Source organism: Pseudomonas sp. Pseusp21 (assembly GCF_059492145.1).
In genome coordinates this window covers 863693-879383 of sequence record NZ_CP168520.1, presented here as the reverse complement: position 1 = coordinate 879383, position 15691 = coordinate 863693, and the positions used below count along the sequence as shown (strand labels likewise).

Here is a 15691-nt window from a genome sequence, read left to right as displayed (position 1 = left end):
GCTGAAACAGTGGGGGGAAACGGTGCGATCCTGAGCCCGCTAGCCGGGCTCAGGCGCATGTTCAGCGGCGACGGAACAGCGGCAGCGGTTCGTCAGTGGCGGCCTGATAGGTCACCGAGAAGTCCTTGAGGCTTTCAAGGGCGTCGTACGGGTCTTTGTCCGCGCGCAGGGCGAAGGCATCGAAACCGCAACGGCGCATGTAGAACAGCTGGTCGCGCAGTACGTCGCCAATCGCCCGCAGTTCACCTTTGAAACCGTAGCGGTCACGCAGCAGGCGGGCGTTGGAGTAATTGCGGCCATCGGTGAACGCCGGGAAGTTCAGCGCAATCACCTGGAACTCGTTCACGTCGTCACCGATTTCTTCGGCTTCTTCATCGGCGTCCAGCCACACACCCAGACCGCCATCGCGGGCCTTGAGCATGCGGGCGTGTTCACGCCACAGCTGCAGCGGGACGATCAGGTCGTCGCAGTTGCTGATTTCGTCGATGTTGAAATCCTTGGGCAGCAGGTGCCAGGTTTCGTCGACGACCTCGTTGTTCTTAATGATTCGCTGCATAGACGCGTTCCTTGAAGAGGTCGATGCCAATACGCTGGTAGGTGTCGATGAAACGCTCGTCTTCGGTGCGCTGTTCCACGTACACGTCGATCAGTTTGGAGATCACGTCCGGCATGTCTTCCTGGGCGAAGGAAGGGCCGAGGATCTTGCCCAGGCTGGCGTCACGGCTGGCGCTGCCGCCGAGCGAGACCTGATAGAACTCCTCACCTTTCTTGTCCACTCCGAGGATGCCGATGTGGCCGACGTGGTGGTGACCGCAGGCGTTCATGCAGCCGGAGATGTTCAGGTCCAGTTCACCGATGTCGAACAGGTAGTCCAGGTCGTCGAAGCGGCGCTGGATCGATTCGGCGATCGGGATCGACTTGGCGTTGGCCAGGGAGCAGAAATCACCGCCAGGGCAGCAGATGATGTCGGTCAGCAGGCCGATGTTCGGAGTGGCGAAACCTTGCTCGCGCAGCTCGCCCCACAGGGTGAACAGCTGGCTCTGCTCGACGTCGGCCAGAATGATGTTCTGCTCGTGGGAGGTGCGCAGTTGACCGAAGCTGTAGCGGTCGGCCAGGTCGGCGACGGCGTCGAGCTGCTTGTCGGTGATGTCACCCGGTGCAACGCCGGTCGGCTTCAGGGACAGGGTCACGGCCACATAGCCCGGCTTCTTGTGCGCCAGGGTGTTGCGGGTGCGCCAGCGGGCGAAACCCGGATGCTCTTTGTCGAGGGCGGCCAGTTCGGCGTCCTGACTGCTCAGTGCCTTGTAGTCCGGGTCGACGAAGTGTTTGGCTACGCGATGGACTTCGGCTTCGGTCAGGGTGGTCTGGCCGCCGCGCAGGTGTTCCATCTCGGCATCGACTTTTTGGGCGAAGACTTCCGGCGTCAGCGCCTTGACGAGGATCTTGATCCGCGCCTTGTATTTGTTGTCGCGACGCCCGTAGCGGTTGTACACCCGCAGGATCGCGTCGAGGTAGCTCAACAGGTCCTGCCATGGCAGGAACTCGTTGATGAACGCACCGACCACCGGGGTACGACCCAGACCACCGCCGACCAGCACGCGGAAACCGAGTTCGCCAGCAGCGTTGTGTACCGGCTCAAGGCCGATGTCGTGGACTTCGATGGCCGCGCGGTCGGAAGTCGAACCGTTGACGGCGATCTTGAACTTGCGTGGCAGGTAGGCGAATTCCGGGTGGAACGTGGTCCACTGACGAACGATTTCGCACCACGGACGCGGGTCGATCAACTCGTCGGCTGCGACACCGGCGAACTGGTCAGTAGTGACGTTGCGCAGGCAGTTGCCGCTGGTCTGGATGGCGTGCATCTGCACAGTGGCCAGTTCGGCGAGGATGTCCGGGATGTCTTCGACCGCCGGCCAGTTGAACTGCACGTTCTGCCGCGTACTGATGTGGGCGTAGCCCTTGTCATAGTCGCGGGCGATCTTGGCCATCATGCGCACCTGACGCGAGGTCAGCTGGCCGTAAGGCACCGCCACTCGCAACATCGGCGCGAAACGCTGGATATACAGGCCATTCTGCAGGCGCAGGGGGCGGAATTCTTCTTCGCTCAGCTCACCTGCCAGATAGCGTCGGGTCTGATCACGGAACTGCTTGACGCGGTCCTCGATGATCCGCTGATCGTACTCGTCGTATACGTACATATAAGTCCTGTTCTCAGGCTTTGGCCACTCGGAAACGCTGCGTTTTCGCTTGCTGGAGTCCGATGGTTCCTCTGCAATTCTGCGCGCACGGCCGCGCACTCCCTGACGGAGCCGGGGCAATATACCCGTTTGCAGTTATGCGCAAAAGTGATGTTTGAGTATATGTAAAGAACCAAATCGCCTAAAAAGAATCACTGTCAACTAAACCACATTTGTCGTGCGGACAATCATCGTCTTTACTGTGGACGAGTCTTTCTGCAATCACCGATAAAACCGACAAGAGGCGATGCAATGAGCAACCCAACCAAAGCAAGGAAAAGCGATAGCAGCGTCGATGCCTGGGCGATTCTGTTCCTGATCATTCTGGTCGTTGGAACGGCGGTATTCTGGGTCAGCCATCAGTAAAACGACTCGTCCGGGCCCCGCTTGCGACGATTGTCGGACAAAAGGCGGGATCAAGCGCCAAAGGCCAGGTGATCAATGGCTATAATGCGCGGCCATTTTTCCTTGGGCCCGGATGATTCATGTTCAAGCTTCTTCACCTCAGCCTGCTGCTGTTCGGCGCGGTTTTCGGTACCTGCGCGCGTGCGGAGTCGGTGCTGTTCCTGAATCCGGGCTCGACGCAGGAAGCATTCTGGGTCAGCTATTCGCAATTCATGCAGGCTGCCGCCCGGGATCTGGGCATCGACCTGCGCATCCTCTACGCCCAGCGTCAGCCGGAATTGACCCTGGCGCAGGCGCGACTGGCCCTGCAGGGGCCAGATCGCCCGGATTATCTGGTGTTCGTCAACGAACAGTACGTGGCACCGCAGATTCTGCGCTTGGCCAATGGCAGTGGTGTGAAGCTTTTTATTGTCAACTCGGGACTGACGTCCAACCAGCAGGCACTGGTGACAGAGGGCGCGGACCGCGTCGGCAGTCTGGTGCCTAACGACGAGGAGGGCGGCTATCTGATGATGAAAGAACTGATCCGCCTGCATCCGCCTGTGGCGCCCGGTGAAAGCATCGATCTGCTGGCGTTTTCCGGCCTCAAGATCACGCCATCGGCGCAATTGCGCGAAAAGGGCATGCAGCGAGCCCTGGCGGAGAATCCGCAGGTGCGTTTGCGGCAACTGGTCTATGGCGGCTGGACCCAGCAGCGGGCTTACGAGCAGGCGAAGCAGTTGCTGGTCCGCTATCCCAACGTTTCATTGGTATGGGCAGCCAATGATGAAATGGCCTTCGGCGTGATGCGTGCCGCGTCCGAGGCCGGCAAGGTGCCGGGCAAGGACGTGCTGTTCAGCGCGGTCAACACCTCGCCCGAAGCCTTGCAGGCGGTGGTCGACGGGCGTCTGAGCGCGTTGCTCGGCGGCCATTTCACCCTGGGTGGCTGGGCACTGGTCGAGCTGCATGATCACGCGCAAGGCGTCGATCTGAATCAGTATGGCGGCCGGGATCGGCAGATTCCGTTGCTGCAACTGATCGACAGGGATCATGCCCGTCGAATCCTTGCCATGGGCGCCTCGCCGGACTACGGCGTGCACTTTCGCAAGCTCTCGGCGAAAGGGCGCCCGGTTTCGTATCGCTACCCGTTCAATCTGCAGACCCTGATGCACTAGGGCCGTCAGACGCCCGCCAGGTGCACCACCAGTTGCACAATGCCGAACAGCGTCAGCGCGAACACCGCCGTGAATGCGATACCCAAAAAGATGAAATGGCTGGGCTTGCCGTGGGTGAAGTCCCTTGCCCGGTTCTTGCCGCTCTGCACCCCGAACGCCGCCGCCATGACGCTATGCAGCATCTGCCAGAACGTCGGTGGCTTGTTGTCGACTGGATCGTCCATAAATCCCTCGTCTGCCGTGTGTGTCAGACAAGCATAGCCAACGCCTTTGAAGCCACAGAAATAACTGTGGGAGCCAATTGGCTCCCACAGGGTGTCGCGTGAAGCCGGATTAGTTGTCGTAACCCAGATTCGGCGCCAGCCAGCGCTCGGTCAGGCTTAGTTCCTGGCCTTTGCGCGAGGTGTAGCTCTGCACCTGATCCTTGTCGACCTTGCCCACGGCGAAGTACTGCGCCTGCGGATGGGCGAAGTACCAGCCGCTGACCGCTGCCGCCGGGAACATCGCGTAGTGCTCGGTCAGGAACACGCCGCTGCGACCGGCGCGCATTTCCTGGGCCTCAGGGTCGAGCAGGGCGAACAGGGTGGCCTTCTCGGTGTGATCGGGGCACGCCGGGTAGCCCGGGGCAGGGCGGATGCCGGAGTACTGCTCTTTGATCAGCGCCTCGTTGTCGAGGACTTCATCCTTGGCGTAACCCCAGTGCTCTTTACGCACCTGCTGGTGCAGCCACTCGGCGCAGGCCTCGGCCAGACGGTCGGCGAGGGCCTTGACCATGATCGAGTTGTAATCGTCGCCAGCGTCCTGATAAGCCTTGGCCACTTCTTCGGCACCGATCCCGGCGGTGGTGATGAAACCACCGACATAGTCGGTCACTTCGCTGTCCTTCGGCGCGACGAAGTCGGCCAGGGAGAAGTTCGGTTTGCCGTCGGTCTTGATGATCTGCTGGCGCAGGTGATGCAGGCGGGCCATTGGCTTGCCGTCATCGCCGTACAGCTCGATATCGTCGTCGTGCACCTGATTGGCCGGCCAGAAGCCGAACACTGCACGGGCGCTGATCAGCTTCTCGTCAATCAGCTTGGTCAGCATCTCGCGGGCGTCCTTGTACAGCGAGGTCGCGGCTTCACCGACCACTTCGTCTTCGAGGATGCGCGGGAACTTGCCGGCCAGGTCCCAGGAGATGAAGAACGGCGTCCAGTCGATGTACTCGGCCAGGACGTTGAGGTCGATATTGTCCAGCACGCGGGTGCCGGTGAAGGTCGGTTTGACCGGGGTGTAAGTGGCCCAGTCGAACTGCGGCTTCTTGGCGATCGCGGCGGCGTAGCTCAGGCGTTCGGTGCGGGCGCTGCGGTTGGCGGTGCGCTCGCGGACGTCGATGTACTCTTCGCGGGTCTTCTGAACGAAACCGGCTTTCAGTTCCTTGGACAGCAGCTGCGTCGCCACGCCCACGGCGCGGGAGGCGTCGGTCACGTAGACCACTGCGTCGTTGCTGTACTTCGGTTCGATCTTCACCGCCGTGTGTGCCTTGGAGGTGGTCGCGCCGCCGATCATCAACGGCAGGTGGAAGTCCTGGCGCTGCATCTCGCGGGCCACGTGGACCATTTCATCCAGCGACGGGGTGATCAGGCCGGACAGTCCGATGATGTCGCACTTCTGCTCCCTGGCCACCTGCAGGATCTTCTCGGCTGGCACCATCACGCCGAGGTCGACGATGTCATAGCCGTTGCAACCCAGTACCACGCCGACGATGTTCTTGCCGATGTCGTGCACGTCGCCCTTCACCGTGGCCATCAGGATCTTGCCCTTGGCTTCCGGCTTGTCGCCCTTTTCCAGTTCGATGAACGGAATCAGGTGCGCCACAGCCTGTTTCATCACACGGGCGGATTTCACCACCTGCGGCAGGAACATTTTGCCGGCGCCGAACAGGTCGCCGACGATGTTCATGCCGGACATCAACGGGCCTTCGATCACTTCGATCGGGCGCGCGAAGGACTGACGGGACTCTTCGGTGTCTTCAACGATGTGGGTGGTGATGCCCTTGACCAGCGCATGCTCCAGACGCTTGTTGACGTCCCAGCTGCGCCATTCTTCGGTCTCGGCTTCCTTGACGCTGCCATCGCCCTTGTACTTATCGGCGATGGCGAGGAGGGCGTCGGTGCCTTCGGGCGTGCGGTTGAGGATCACGTCTTCAACGGCGTCGCGCAGTTCCTGCGGGATCTGGTCGTAGATCTCCAGCTGACCGGCGTTGACGATGCCCATGGTCAGGCCGGCGCGGATCGCGTACAGCAGAAACACCGAGTGAATCGCCTCGCGCACCGGGTTGTTGCCGCGGAACGAGAACGACACGTTGGACACGCCACCGGAGCTCAGGGCGTACGGCAGCTCGTCACGGATGTAGGCACAGGCGTTGATGAAGTCCACAGCGTAGTTGTTGTGTTCCTCGATGCCGGTGGCCACGGCGAAGATGTTCGGGTCGAAGATGATGTCTTCCGGCGGGAAGCCGACTTCGTTGACCAGAATGTCGTAGGAGCGTTTGCAGATCTCTTTCTTGCGCGCTTCGGTGTCGGCCTGGCCGGCTTCGTCGAACGCCATCACCACCACGGCGGCGCCGTAGCGCTTGCACAGTTTGGCGTGGTGGATGAACTGCTCGACGCCTTCTTTCATGCTGATCGAGTTGACGATGCCCTTGCCCTGGATGCATTTGAGGCCGGCTTCGATCACGTCCCATTTCGAGGAGTCAATCATGATCGGCACGCGGGAGATGTCCGGCTCACCGGCAATCAGATTGAGGAAGGTCACCATGGCCTTCTTCGAATCGAGCATCCCTTCGTCCATGTTGATGTCGATCACCTGGGCGCCGGCCTCGACCTGCTGCAGGGCGACTTCCAGGGCTTCGGTGTAGTTGTCTTCACGGATCAGGCGGGCGAATTTTGCGGAACCGGTGATGTTGGTCCGCTCGCCGACGTTGACGAACAGCGAGCTGCGATCGATGGTGAACGGCTCCAGGCCTGAGAGGCGGCAAGCCTTGGGAATGTCCGGAATCTGCCGTGGCGCGTAGCCGGCGACGGCTTTGGCGATGGCTTCGATGTGGCCCGGGGTGGTGCCGCAGCAACCGCCGACAATGTTGAGGAAACCACTCTGGGCGAATTCTTCGATGACCTTGGCGGTGTCCACCGGCAGTTCGTCGTACTCGCCGAACTCGTTCGGCAGGCCAGCGTTCGGGTGCGCCGAAACGTGGGTGCTGGCTTTGTCCGACAGCTCTTCCAGGTACGGACGCAATTCGCGGGCACCGAGGGCGCAGTTCAGGCCGACCGAAATCGGTTTGGCGTGGGCCACGGAGTTCCAGAACGCTTCGGTGGTCTGGCCCGACAGGGTACGGCCGGAGGCGTCGGTGATGGTGCCGGAAATCATGATCGGCAATTCGAAGCCCAGTTCTTCGAACACGCCTTGCACGGCAAAGATCGCGGCTTTGGCGTTGAGAGTGTCGAAAATGGTTTCGATCAGGATCAGGTCGGCGCCGCCTTCGATCAGGCCTTTGGTGGCCTCGGTGTAGTTTTCCACCAGTTCATCGAAGGTAACGTTGCGATAGCCCGGGTTGTTGACGTCCGGCGACAGCGAGCAGGTGCGGCTGGTCGGGCCCAGAACGCCGGCGACGAAACGCGGCTTGTCCGGGGTCTCGAGGGTTTTCGCGTCGGCGACCTTGCGCGCCAGACGGGCGCCTTCTACGTTGAGTTCGTAGACCAGTTCTTCCATGCCGTAGTCGGCCATGGAAATCTGCGTGGCGTTGAAGGTGTTGGTCTCGAGGATGTCGGCACCGGCATCCAGATAGGCTTTCTCGATGCCGCCGATCACGTCCGGGCGGGTCAGCACCAACAGGTCGTTGTTGCCCTTGACATCGCTCGGCCAGTCGGCGAAACGTTTGCCGCGATAATCCTGCTCTTCGAGCTTGTAGCTCTGGATCATCGTGCCCATGCCGCCGTCGAGAATCAGGATGCGCTCTTTGAGAGCTTGCTTGAGAGCTTGAAGGCGGACGCTGCGATCGGACATTGGGGCTACTCGAAAAAGACCATGACGAAGGGCCGGGATCATAACAAACCTGTGCGGTTTTAGAGCATGTGGCGCTTTTGCATGAATATCGCTCATGTTGGTACGGACGTCATAACGGTAGAATCGCGGCGTTTTTCTTCAGGATCAGGATCAGGGACATGTCGTACCGCGTCATCAGCATTTTTTTGCTGTTCTTAAGCTGGGGCGCCGCTGCGCAGCAACCCTCGATTTCTCCCGCTATTTCTTACAGCCGCGATATTCAGCCGATCTTCACCGAGAAGTGCGTGGCCTGCCATGCGTGTTATGACTCTGCCTGTCAGCTCAACCTGGGCAGCGGTGAAGGCGCAGCGCGGGGCGCGAGCAAGATGCCGGTCTACGATGGCGAACGCACCCAGGCGGCACCGACCACGCGGTTGTTCTATGACGCCTTCGGCAAGCGGGCCTGGCAGCAGAAAGACTTCTACTCGGTGCTCGACGCCCAGGGCAGCCAGGCCGCACTGATGGCGCGCATGTTGGAGCTGGGACACAAAACCCCGCTGACCCCCAACGCCAAACTGCCGCAAGACATTGTCCTGGGTCTCAACCGCGAAAACCTGTGCGCGATGCCCGCCGAGTTCGAAGGCTATGCCGGCGCCCATCCGAGAGAGGGAATGCCGCTGGCGGTGACCGGGCTGACCGATCAGCAATATCAGACACTGCAACGCTGGCTCGCTTCCGGCGCACCGATCGATGAGCAAGGCCTGGCGCCAAGCGCCAAGGAGGCGATGCAGATCGTCCAGTGGGAAAATCTGCTCAACCAGCCTGGCGCGCGGGAAAGTCTGGTCGGGCGCTGGCTGTTCGAGCACTGGTTCCTCGCGCACATCTATTTCAAGGACGGCGAGCCGGGGCATTACTTCCAGTGGGTGCGCTCGCGCACGCCGACCGGGCAACCAATCGATCTGATCGCCACCCGTCGCCCGAACGACGATCCGGGTACTCAGGTGTATTACCGCCTGTGGCCGGTGCAGGGCGTGATCGTGCACAAGACCCACATCACTTATCCGCTGAGCGCGGCGAAGATGGCGCGGGTCAAAAGCCTGTTCTACAACGGTAACTGGCAGGTCAATGCCTTGCCGGGCTACGGGCCGCAGAGCCGGGCCAACCCGTTCGCGACCTTTGAGGCGATTCCGGCGCAGGCGCGCTATCAGTTCATGCTCGATAACGCAGAATACTTCGTGCGCACCTTCATTCGCGGCCCGGTGTGCCGTGGGCAGATCGCGACTGACGTGATCCGCGACAACTTCTGGGCGTTGTTCCAGGCCCCGGAACACGACCTCTACATCACCGACCCGAACTATCGCGGCCAGGCCACGCCATTGCTGGCCATGCCGGGGCAGAACGACGATGTCGGCAGCGTCCTGAGCCTGTGGCACAACTACCGCAACAAGCGAAACCAATACGAAGCCCTGCGCCGTGACAGCTACGCCGACCTGCCGGCGCCGAGCTGGTCGACCCTGTGGGCCGGCAACGATAACGCCTTGCTCAGCATCTTCCGCCACTTCGACAGCGCTTCGGTGACCAAGGGCCTGATCGGCGAGGTGCCGCAGACGATGTGGCTGTTCGACTATCCGCTGCTGGAGCGCACCTATTATCAGTTGGCAGTGAATTTCGATGTGTTCGGCAACGTCTCCCATCAGGCGCAAACGCGCTTGTATTTCGACCTGATCCGCAACGGCGCCGAACAGAACTTCCTGCGCCTGATGCCCGCCGATTCCCGTGAGGGCTACCTCGACGATTGGTACCAGAGCAGCGGCCAGTTCAAGATGTGGCTCGATTACGAAGCCATCGACGACGACAAGCCGACCGCGCTGAAACTCGACGAGAAAGACCCGAAACGCGATTTCGCTATGCAATTGCTGGCGCGTTACGGCGATCTCAACGCGCGTCCGGATCCGATCAACCGCTGTGAAGACGCCTATTGCTCGCGCCCGAACATCGACCCGGCGCTGCAAAACGCCGAACAGGCGCTGAGTCGCCTGACTTCGCGCCCGGCGGCGGGCCTGAAGGTGATCGATCAATTGCCGGAAGCCACCATGCTCCGGGTTGAAACCCGCAGCGGCAAGCGCGAGGTCTACAGCCTGCTGCGCAACCGCGCCCACAGCAACGTGGCGTTCCTGCTCGGTGAATCGCTGCGTTATCAGCCGGGCCTGGACACGCTGACGATCTACCCGGGCGTGCTCAGCAGCTACCCGAATTTCATGTTCAACGTTCCGGCAGACCAGGTGCCGGCGTTTGTCGATGCGATGGAAGGGGCAAAGGACGCGGCGCAGTTCGAGAAAGTCGTCGAGCGCTGGGGGATTCGCCGCAGTCATCCGCAGTTCTGGTTCTATTTCCACGATTTGAGCCAGTACATCCACGAAACCGAGCCGGTGGAAGAGGGCGTGCTGGACATGAACCGGTACGAGAATCTTTGATCGTTTGAGCGATGGCGGTTGTCCCAATTCTGTGAAGTACGGGATCGGGAGCGCCATCGATGTTGATTTCAGTGCAGGCCCTGCGAGCGCTCGCCGCGTGGGCGGTGGTCTGCCATCATTTCATGCAGATTTTCTTCGACTTCGAGGCGCGGGGGCCGATAGGTCAGCTGTTCATCGACAAGGGTGCCGTGGGCGTCGATATCTTTTTCGTGATCAGCGGGCTGGTGATTTTCCTGTCCACTGAAGGCAAGGCGCTGCCGCCCGCGCGGTTTTTGCTGTATCGACTGTTCCGGATTGTCCCGGCGTATTGGCTCTACACCGTGCTGATGGCGTTGCTGGTGGTGTTCGCCCGGCCATTGCTGCCGGATCAGACGGTGGACTGGAGTCATCTGTTCCTGTCGTTACTATTTATCCCGACCGAAAACCCCGGCGGCTACGGGATCTACCCGACCCTGAATGTCGGCTGGACCCTGAATTACGAAATGCTGTTCTACGTGTTGTTCGCCTGGGCGCTGTTGTTTCGGTTGCAGGTGCGCTTGCTGGTGGTCGCGGCGCTGCTGTTCGCGGTGTGCCAGGCCTGGACCGGATTTGGCTGGGTCAGCGAGTTCTATCGCTCGGACATCGTTTATGAGTTCCTGCTGGGGATCGGCATCGGCATGCTCTACCGTCGCGGCTGGATCGGCCCGGCGCTGTGGCTGCCCTTATTGGGGATCAGTGCGGCGTTGCTGGCTATCTATCACCTGCCGCCGGAACCCCGATTGCTGAACTGGGGCGTGCCCAGTGCGGTGCTGGTCATGGCCAGCATGGCGCTGGAGCGCCATGTCGAGCGCAACAGGCTGCTGAAGCTGCTGGGCGACTGTTCCTACTCTGTATATCTGATGCACGTGCTGGTGCTGTCGGCCGGCGGTTATCTGGCCCGACGCTACGGGATCAACCCGTATTTGATGTTTGTCGTCTGTGCGCTGGCCATCGCTATCGGTTCGTGGCTGAGCTACGAATGGGTGGAAAAACGCAGTTATCAATGGCTTAAAGCGCGGATTGACGGTGAACCTGGCACCTAGCCGATTTGCGAACTATTCCTACGTAAATACTAGGACTTTGTGCCGCGCGCCGATTGGCGTAAACTCCGCCCCAAGCCTGCGAGGAGTTTCCATGACCGCTATTACCATTACCGACGCCGCCCATGATTACCTGGCCGATCTGCTCTCCAAGCAGAACACCCCGGGCATCGGCATCCGCGTTTTCATCACCCAGCCTGGCACCCAGTACGCCGAAACCTGCATTGCCTACTGCAAGCCGGGCGAAGAGAAACCTGAAGACACGGCGCTGGGGCTGAAAAGCTTCACCGCTTACATCGACTCGTTCAGCGAAGCGTTCCTCGATGATGCCGTCGTCGACTACGCCACCGACCGCATGGGCGGCCAGCTGACCATCAAGGCGCCAAACGCCAAAGTCCCGATGGTCAACGCCGACAGCCCGATCAACGAGCGCATCAACTACTACCTGCAAACCGAAATCAACCCGGGGCTGGCCAGCCACGGCGGTCAGGTCAGCCTGATCGATGTGGTTGAAGACGGCATTGCCGTGTTGCAGTTCGGCGGCGGTTGCCAGGGCTGCGGCCAGGCGGACGTGACCCTGAAGGAAGGCATCGAGCGCACCTTGCTCGAGCGCATTCCGGAGCTCAAGGGCGTTCGCGACGTGACCGACCACACGCAGAAAGAAAACGCCTACTACTAAGGTGTTCGCTGCGACATGAAAAACGGCGCCCCGTGAGCGCCGTTTTTTATGCCTGCCGGACGATGATCGTTCGTTGGTTGATCGTTCCCACGCTCTGCGTGGGAATGCAGCCGTGGACGCTCCGCGTCCCATTCACGGTCGATAAAGGTGCGCATGCCCCGCGCGATACAGCGACGACTCGCTAAAGTGATCGCTACCCAACACCCGCCCAACCAGAATCAACGCGGTACGCCGAAACCCCTTGGTCGTCACCTTCTCGGCAATATCCTCCAGCGTTCCGACTACCCAATCCTGATCCGGCCAAGTCGCCCGATGAATCACCGCGATCGGGCAATCTGCGCCGTAATGCGGCAGCAACTCGGCCAGAATCTTCTCCAGATGATTGACCCCCAGATGAATCGCCATGGTCGCCCCGTGCTGCGCCAGACTACCGAGTTCTTCGCCAACCGGCATCGCCGTCTTGTCCGCATAGCGGGTCAGAATCACGCTTTGCGAGATGTCCGGCAGGGTCAGTTCAGCGCCCAACAGCGCGGCGCACGCGGCGGTGGCGGTCACGCCGGGAATGATTTCGAACGGAATATCCAGCTCGCGCAAATAACGAATCTGCTCGCCAATCGCGCCATACAGGCTTGGATCGCCCGAATGCACCCGCGCCACATCCTGGCCCTTGGCATGGGCGGTCTTGATCAGGTCGATGATCTGTTCCAGGTGCAGCTCGGCGCTGTTGACCACGGTTTCCGCGCAATGACCTTCCAGCACCGCCGTCGGGACCAGCGAACCTGCATAGATGATCACCGGGCAACTGCGGATCAGCCGCTGGCCTTTGACAGTGATCAATTCCGGGTCGCCGGGGCCGGCGCCGATGAAGTAAACGGTCATCGTTGGATCCTGTAAAAAAGGGGCAGGGCAGTGCTTCACAAGCCCTTCAGATGAAGAATGCTCATGATCGAAAGCGTGAATTATCGGGAATTTACGCCGCGCCGGCCAATGCCAGAGTTGCCTGGGTGTATTTTTGCCGGGGTATCAGCAGTTTTGCCGGGCCGCTTATCAACTGCTCGGCGAGCGCCAGCGCGGCACTTTCCGCTACGCCGTAGCAACCGGTGCGTTCGAAGGCAATCTGTGAATGATGGCTCAGTCGTTGCTGATAACTGGCCAGTTCTTCGCTGCTGAAATACAGCAACGGCAGCGCCAGTTGGGCGGCGAGTTCCTGCAGGCCAGGTTCGTCGCGCTTGAGGTCGATGCTGGCCAGCGCCTTGACCTTCTCCAGATCAATTCGATGTGCCTGTAATGCCTGATCAAGCAAGGCGCGCAGCGTGCTGGCCGGGCAGCCGCGCTGGCAGCCCAGGCCGACCACGAAGGTCGGCGCTGCGCTGTCATCGGTCATGCCTGGTACTGACCTTCGCTTTTGCGGCGGAACAACCACGCGCTGATCAGGCCCAGGGCCAACCAGAACGCGACGTTGGTCAGCTGCGAAGCGATTTTGAACTGCGCTTCGAGGGCTTCCGGGGCGAGCATCGAGTGCACTTCCGGTTGCGGCGCGCCGATCACGTGCGGCACGGCAAGGATCGCCACGCCGAGGATCTTCATCAGCCAGTGACGGCTGAATGCAATCAGGGCCAGACCGACAGCGGTGGAAGCGGCGGTGCCGATCCACCACATCTGACGCGAGGCCAGATCCGCGGCGGCGGTGCCCGGCAGCTCAGGTGGCAGGCCCAGGGTCGGTGCAAGTACGAAAGTCGCATAACCGGCCAGGCCCCAGAGCAGGCCTTGCGAGGTTTTGGTCGGCGCACGCAGGGTGTACAGGCCCGCGAGCATCAGTGCGAAACCCACGGCAACCACCAGATTGCCACCGGTGGTGGACACCACGCGCTGCCAGCCGTCTTCCGGCTCCCAGGCTTCGGCATCGTGGGTGTGGGCGGCGGTGCCGGCAGCGTGTTCGTGAACTTCGGCCACCGGTTCGGCTTTCTCGAAGGTTTCGGCCTGCAGAATCAGCGGTGATACCCAGAAGCTTTGCAGCAACGTCAGGAGCAGGGCGGCCAGAAGGCCGGTGAAACCTGCGGTCTGCGCAATACGCTTGATCATGTCGTCAGGTCTCAGTGGCACGGGAACGCGGCGCTGTGGCGGGTATCGTGAGCAGCGTTGTGCACCGCTTCGATGTGCGAGAAACCGGCGAAATACACAAGGCACGCACCGAGGATCGACGCGCAGGCGGCGGCGGTCAGGCGTTGGCTCAGGGTGGTGGTGCTGGAGATCTTGTCCGAATTGCTGCCGGTGCTGCTGATGATCGACATGGCGCTTCCCTCTGAAGTGTCAGCGGGTGAATAGAGCGCATGAAAACCCCTGCGGCCGGGCACGCAGAGGTTCGAACAGCGCCCGCCCACCGCGGGTTTGTTATGTTCAGCGACGCAAGATGCGCACTGTGTGTTGCGGGCCGGTCTCCGGGCTCACGAGGGGTGGCTGTCTGCCGACCTGCAAGCGTCACCTTCCCATGCCTGTGGGCACAGTGGATCTGACGCTTCGCTCGCTTACCGTTGCGGGGGCAGCACCGGACTGACATGGCTTTAGAGTAAAGCACATGATTCACCGGTTTCCCGTTTCACCCTGTGAGGGGCACCCGTAACAAGTTGTGTAGGAGACCATGGGCGGGGGTTTTTAGTCAATTGAATGGGTGGGTTTGGATAGGTGGGGGCATATCCGTTGCTTCGGGTGCTGCCGCTGGCGGTTTCGCTCTTACAGCGAGTCACTTTTGGCAAACGCCCCAAAAGTAACCAAAAAGTCTTGGCCCCGGCGTACGGCACTTCGCTTAGGCTCAGTGTTCCCTCGCTACGGTGTCCATCAGGGGGCATCGCCTACGGTTTGCTTCGCTGCACCTCCTCTCGATGTGTTCGACTTCGTCGAACGGCGCTACGCGCCTACCCCCTGATGGACACCTCCGCTCGGCCTGCCGAAGGGGCAAAAAATCAAAAGCCACATCAAAAGCCAGATCAAGAGCCCTTAACCACTCAACACGATGAGCGTTAGCTCGAGTACCGCTTTTGATCGCAGGGCCCGTCGGCAGGCTGAGTGGAGGGGTTTATACGGGGGTGGGGGCGCAGCGACCCTTTTGCGAAGCCAAACACATCGAGAGGAGGTGCAGCGAAGCAAACCGTAGGCGATGCCCCCGGATCAATCCCGGAGCGAAGGAACCCCGAGCCTCAGCGAGGGGCCGTACGTCAGGGTTAGAGACCTTTTGGTTACTTTTGGGGCGTTTGCCAAAAGTGACCCGCCGTAAGGGCGGAACCCTAAGAAGCCGTTACCGCAGCAACGGATATACACCCAAATCCGAAAAGCACCGCCCATTGACCCACAACCAACCCATGCGTAGCCTTGCGCTTTCGAGGTTCTTCGGCCCACGCCGAAGCTAAGAAGGGAACGCGGTCCAAGCCGCGGCTGCCCCCGCAACTGTGAACGGTGCTGTTCGCTGCCACGCCACTGCCAACTCAATCCAGAGCCAGCGGGAAGGCGCAGCGAATACCGGGCCAAGGCCCGAACACCGTCAGCCAGGAGACCTGCCTCGTCACAGATTCTCACTTTCAACCGGGCGGGGTGATCCGGTGGCGAACTCTCCAGGCACGCACTCGCGTTGCCGGTCTCGTCCCGTATGCCCGCCACCTTGCCAAAG

At 61.0% G+C, this 15691-nt stretch carries 12 protein-coding genes and 2 riboswitches; of the genes, 4 read left to right on the top strand and 8 right to left on the bottom strand.

Translation table 11 applies throughout. From position 1 onward, the window contains the following. Window positions 1–61 precede the first annotated feature (61 nt). Window positions 62–556, bottom strand: a complete 495-nt coding sequence (locus ACEN93_RS03805; RefSeq protein WP_007959510.1) for a DUF934 domain-containing protein — start codon at window positions 554–556, stop codon at window positions 62–64. Beyond that, window positions 540–2198 carry a nitrite/sulfite reductase gene (locus tag ACEN93_RS03800; protein ID WP_085668220.1) on the bottom strand — a complete coding sequence of 553 codons (1659 nt, stop codon included), beginning with the start codon at window positions 2196–2198 and terminating at the stop codon, window positions 540–542. Before ACEN93_RS03800 ends, ACEN93_RS03805 begins: the two co-directional genes overlap by 17 nt. A gap of 524 nt (window positions 2199–2722) precedes the next feature. Between ACEN93_RS03800 and ACEN93_RS03795 the strand changes: the two genes are divergently transcribed. Continuing rightward, the gene (locus ACEN93_RS03795) at window positions 2723–3796 is read left to right on the top strand and encodes an ABC transporter substrate-binding protein (RefSeq protein WP_163975475.1); all 1074 of its coding nucleotides are present in this window, start codon (window positions 2723–2725) and stop codon (window positions 3794–3796) included. A 5-nt stretch (window positions 3797–3801) separates the two neighbouring features. Here ACEN93_RS03795 and ACEN93_RS03790 read toward each other — a convergent pair whose 3' ends face one another. Continuing rightward, window positions 3802–4020: a DUF2970 domain-containing protein gene (locus tag ACEN93_RS03790; protein WP_007959515.1), complete on the bottom strand. Its 219-nt coding sequence runs from the start codon at window positions 4018–4020 to the stop codon at window positions 3802–3804. Window positions 4021–4129: 109 nt separating this feature from the next. Next, window positions 4130–7840: a methionine synthase gene (metH, locus tag ACEN93_RS03785; protein WP_103386645.1), complete on the bottom strand. Its 3711-nt coding sequence runs from the start codon at window positions 7838–7840 to the stop codon at window positions 4130–4132. Window positions 7841–7998: 158 nt separating this feature from the next. Between metH and ACEN93_RS03780 the strand changes: the two genes are divergently transcribed. From ACEN93_RS03780 to nfuA, 3 genes are all read left to right on the top strand, one after another. Next, on the top strand, window positions 7999–10293 hold the full coding sequence (locus ACEN93_RS03780; RefSeq protein ID WP_074690334.1) for a fatty acid cis/trans isomerase: 2295 nt from the start codon (window positions 7999–8001) through the stop codon (window positions 10291–10293). 59 nt (window positions 10294–10352) lie between these two features. Further along, window positions 10353–11354, top strand: coding sequence for an acyltransferase family protein (locus ACEN93_RS03775; protein ID WP_074690336.1), 1002 nt, complete (start codon window positions 10353–10355; stop codon window positions 11352–11354). 91 nt (window positions 11355–11445) lie between these two features. After that, on the top strand, window positions 11446–12030 hold the full coding sequence (gene nfuA / locus ACEN93_RS03770; protein WP_007959519.1) for a Fe-S biogenesis protein NfuA: 585 nt from the start codon (window positions 11446–11448) through the stop codon (window positions 12028–12030). A 132-nt stretch (window positions 12031–12162) separates the two neighbouring features. On the opposite strand, the gene cobM is transcribed toward nfuA, so the two are convergent. The 4 genes from cobM to ACEN93_RS03750 form a co-directional block, all read right to left on the bottom strand. Next, the gene (gene cobM, locus ACEN93_RS03765; protein ID WP_074690338.1) at window positions 12163–12909 is read right to left on the bottom strand and encodes a precorrin-4 C(11)-methyltransferase; all 747 of its coding nucleotides are present in this window, start codon (window positions 12907–12909) and stop codon (window positions 12163–12165) included. Window positions 12910–13000: 91 nt separating this feature from the next. Then, the gene (locus ACEN93_RS03760; protein WP_074690340.1) at window positions 13001–13414 is read right to left on the bottom strand and encodes a cobalamin biosynthesis protein; all 414 of its coding nucleotides are present in this window, start codon (window positions 13412–13414) and stop codon (window positions 13001–13003) included. Next, a complete protein-coding gene (locus tag ACEN93_RS03755) occupies window positions 13411–14112 on the bottom strand; it encodes a CbtA family protein (protein WP_039768821.1) in 702 nt (233 codons plus the stop codon). The genes ACEN93_RS03760 and ACEN93_RS03755 overlap by 4 nt, the downstream gene beginning before the upstream one ends. 11 nt (window positions 14113–14123) lie before the next feature. Beyond that, window positions 14124–14321: a CbtB domain-containing protein gene (locus tag ACEN93_RS03750; protein ID WP_039768819.1), complete on the bottom strand. Its 198-nt coding sequence runs from the start codon at window positions 14319–14321 to the stop codon at window positions 14124–14126. Between the two features lie 121 nt (window positions 14322–14442). Beyond that, a riboswitch (cobalamin riboswitch) is annotated at window positions 14443–14663 on the bottom strand. A gap of 727 nt (window positions 14664–15390) precedes the next feature. After that, window positions 15391–15600: riboswitch (cobalamin riboswitch) on the top strand. Window positions 15601–15691 lie beyond the last annotated feature (91 nt).

Bases quoted from the DNA above. Each gene is read 5' to 3' on its own strand.
- ACEN93_RS03805 (WP_007959510.1), bottom strand. From the start codon at position 556: ATGCAGCGAATCATTAAGAACAACGAGGTCGTCGACGAAACCTGGCAC.
- ACEN93_RS03800 (WP_085668220.1), bottom strand. From the start codon at position 2,198: ATGTACGTATACGACGAGTACGATCAGCGGATCATCGAGGACCGCGTC.
- ACEN93_RS03795 (WP_163975475.1), top strand. From the start codon at position 2,723: ATGTTCAAGCTTCTTCACCTCAGCCTGCTGCTGTTCGGCGCGGTTTTC.
- ACEN93_RS03790 (WP_007959515.1), bottom strand. From the start codon at position 4,020: ATGGACGATCCAGTCGACAACAAGCCACCGACGTTCTGGCAGATGCTG.
- metH (WP_103386645.1), bottom strand. From the start codon at position 7,840: ATGTCCGATCGCAGCGTCCGCCTTCAAGCTCTCAAGCAAGCTCTCAAA.
- ACEN93_RS03780 (WP_074690334.1), top strand. From the start codon at position 7,999: ATGTCGTACCGCGTCATCAGCATTTTTTTGCTGTTCTTAAGCTGGGGC.
- ACEN93_RS03775 (WP_074690336.1), top strand. From the start codon at position 10,353: ATGTTGATTTCAGTGCAGGCCCTGCGAGCGCTCGCCGCGTGGGCGGTG.
- nfuA (WP_007959519.1), top strand. From the start codon at position 11,446: ATGACCGCTATTACCATTACCGACGCCGCCCATGATTACCTGGCCGAT.
- cobM (WP_074690338.1), bottom strand. From the start codon at position 12,909: ATGACCGTTTACTTCATCGGCGCCGGCCCCGGCGACCCGGAATTGATC.
- ACEN93_RS03760 (WP_074690340.1), bottom strand. From the start codon at position 13,414: ATGACCGATGACAGCGCAGCGCCGACCTTCGTGGTCGGCCTGGGCTGC.
- ACEN93_RS03755 (WP_039768821.1), bottom strand. From the start codon at position 14,112: ATGATCAAGCGTATTGCGCAGACCGCAGGTTTCACCGGCCTTCTGGCC.
- ACEN93_RS03750 (WP_039768819.1), bottom strand. From the start codon at position 14,321: ATGTCGATCATCAGCAGCACCGGCAGCAATTCGGACAAGATCTCCAGC.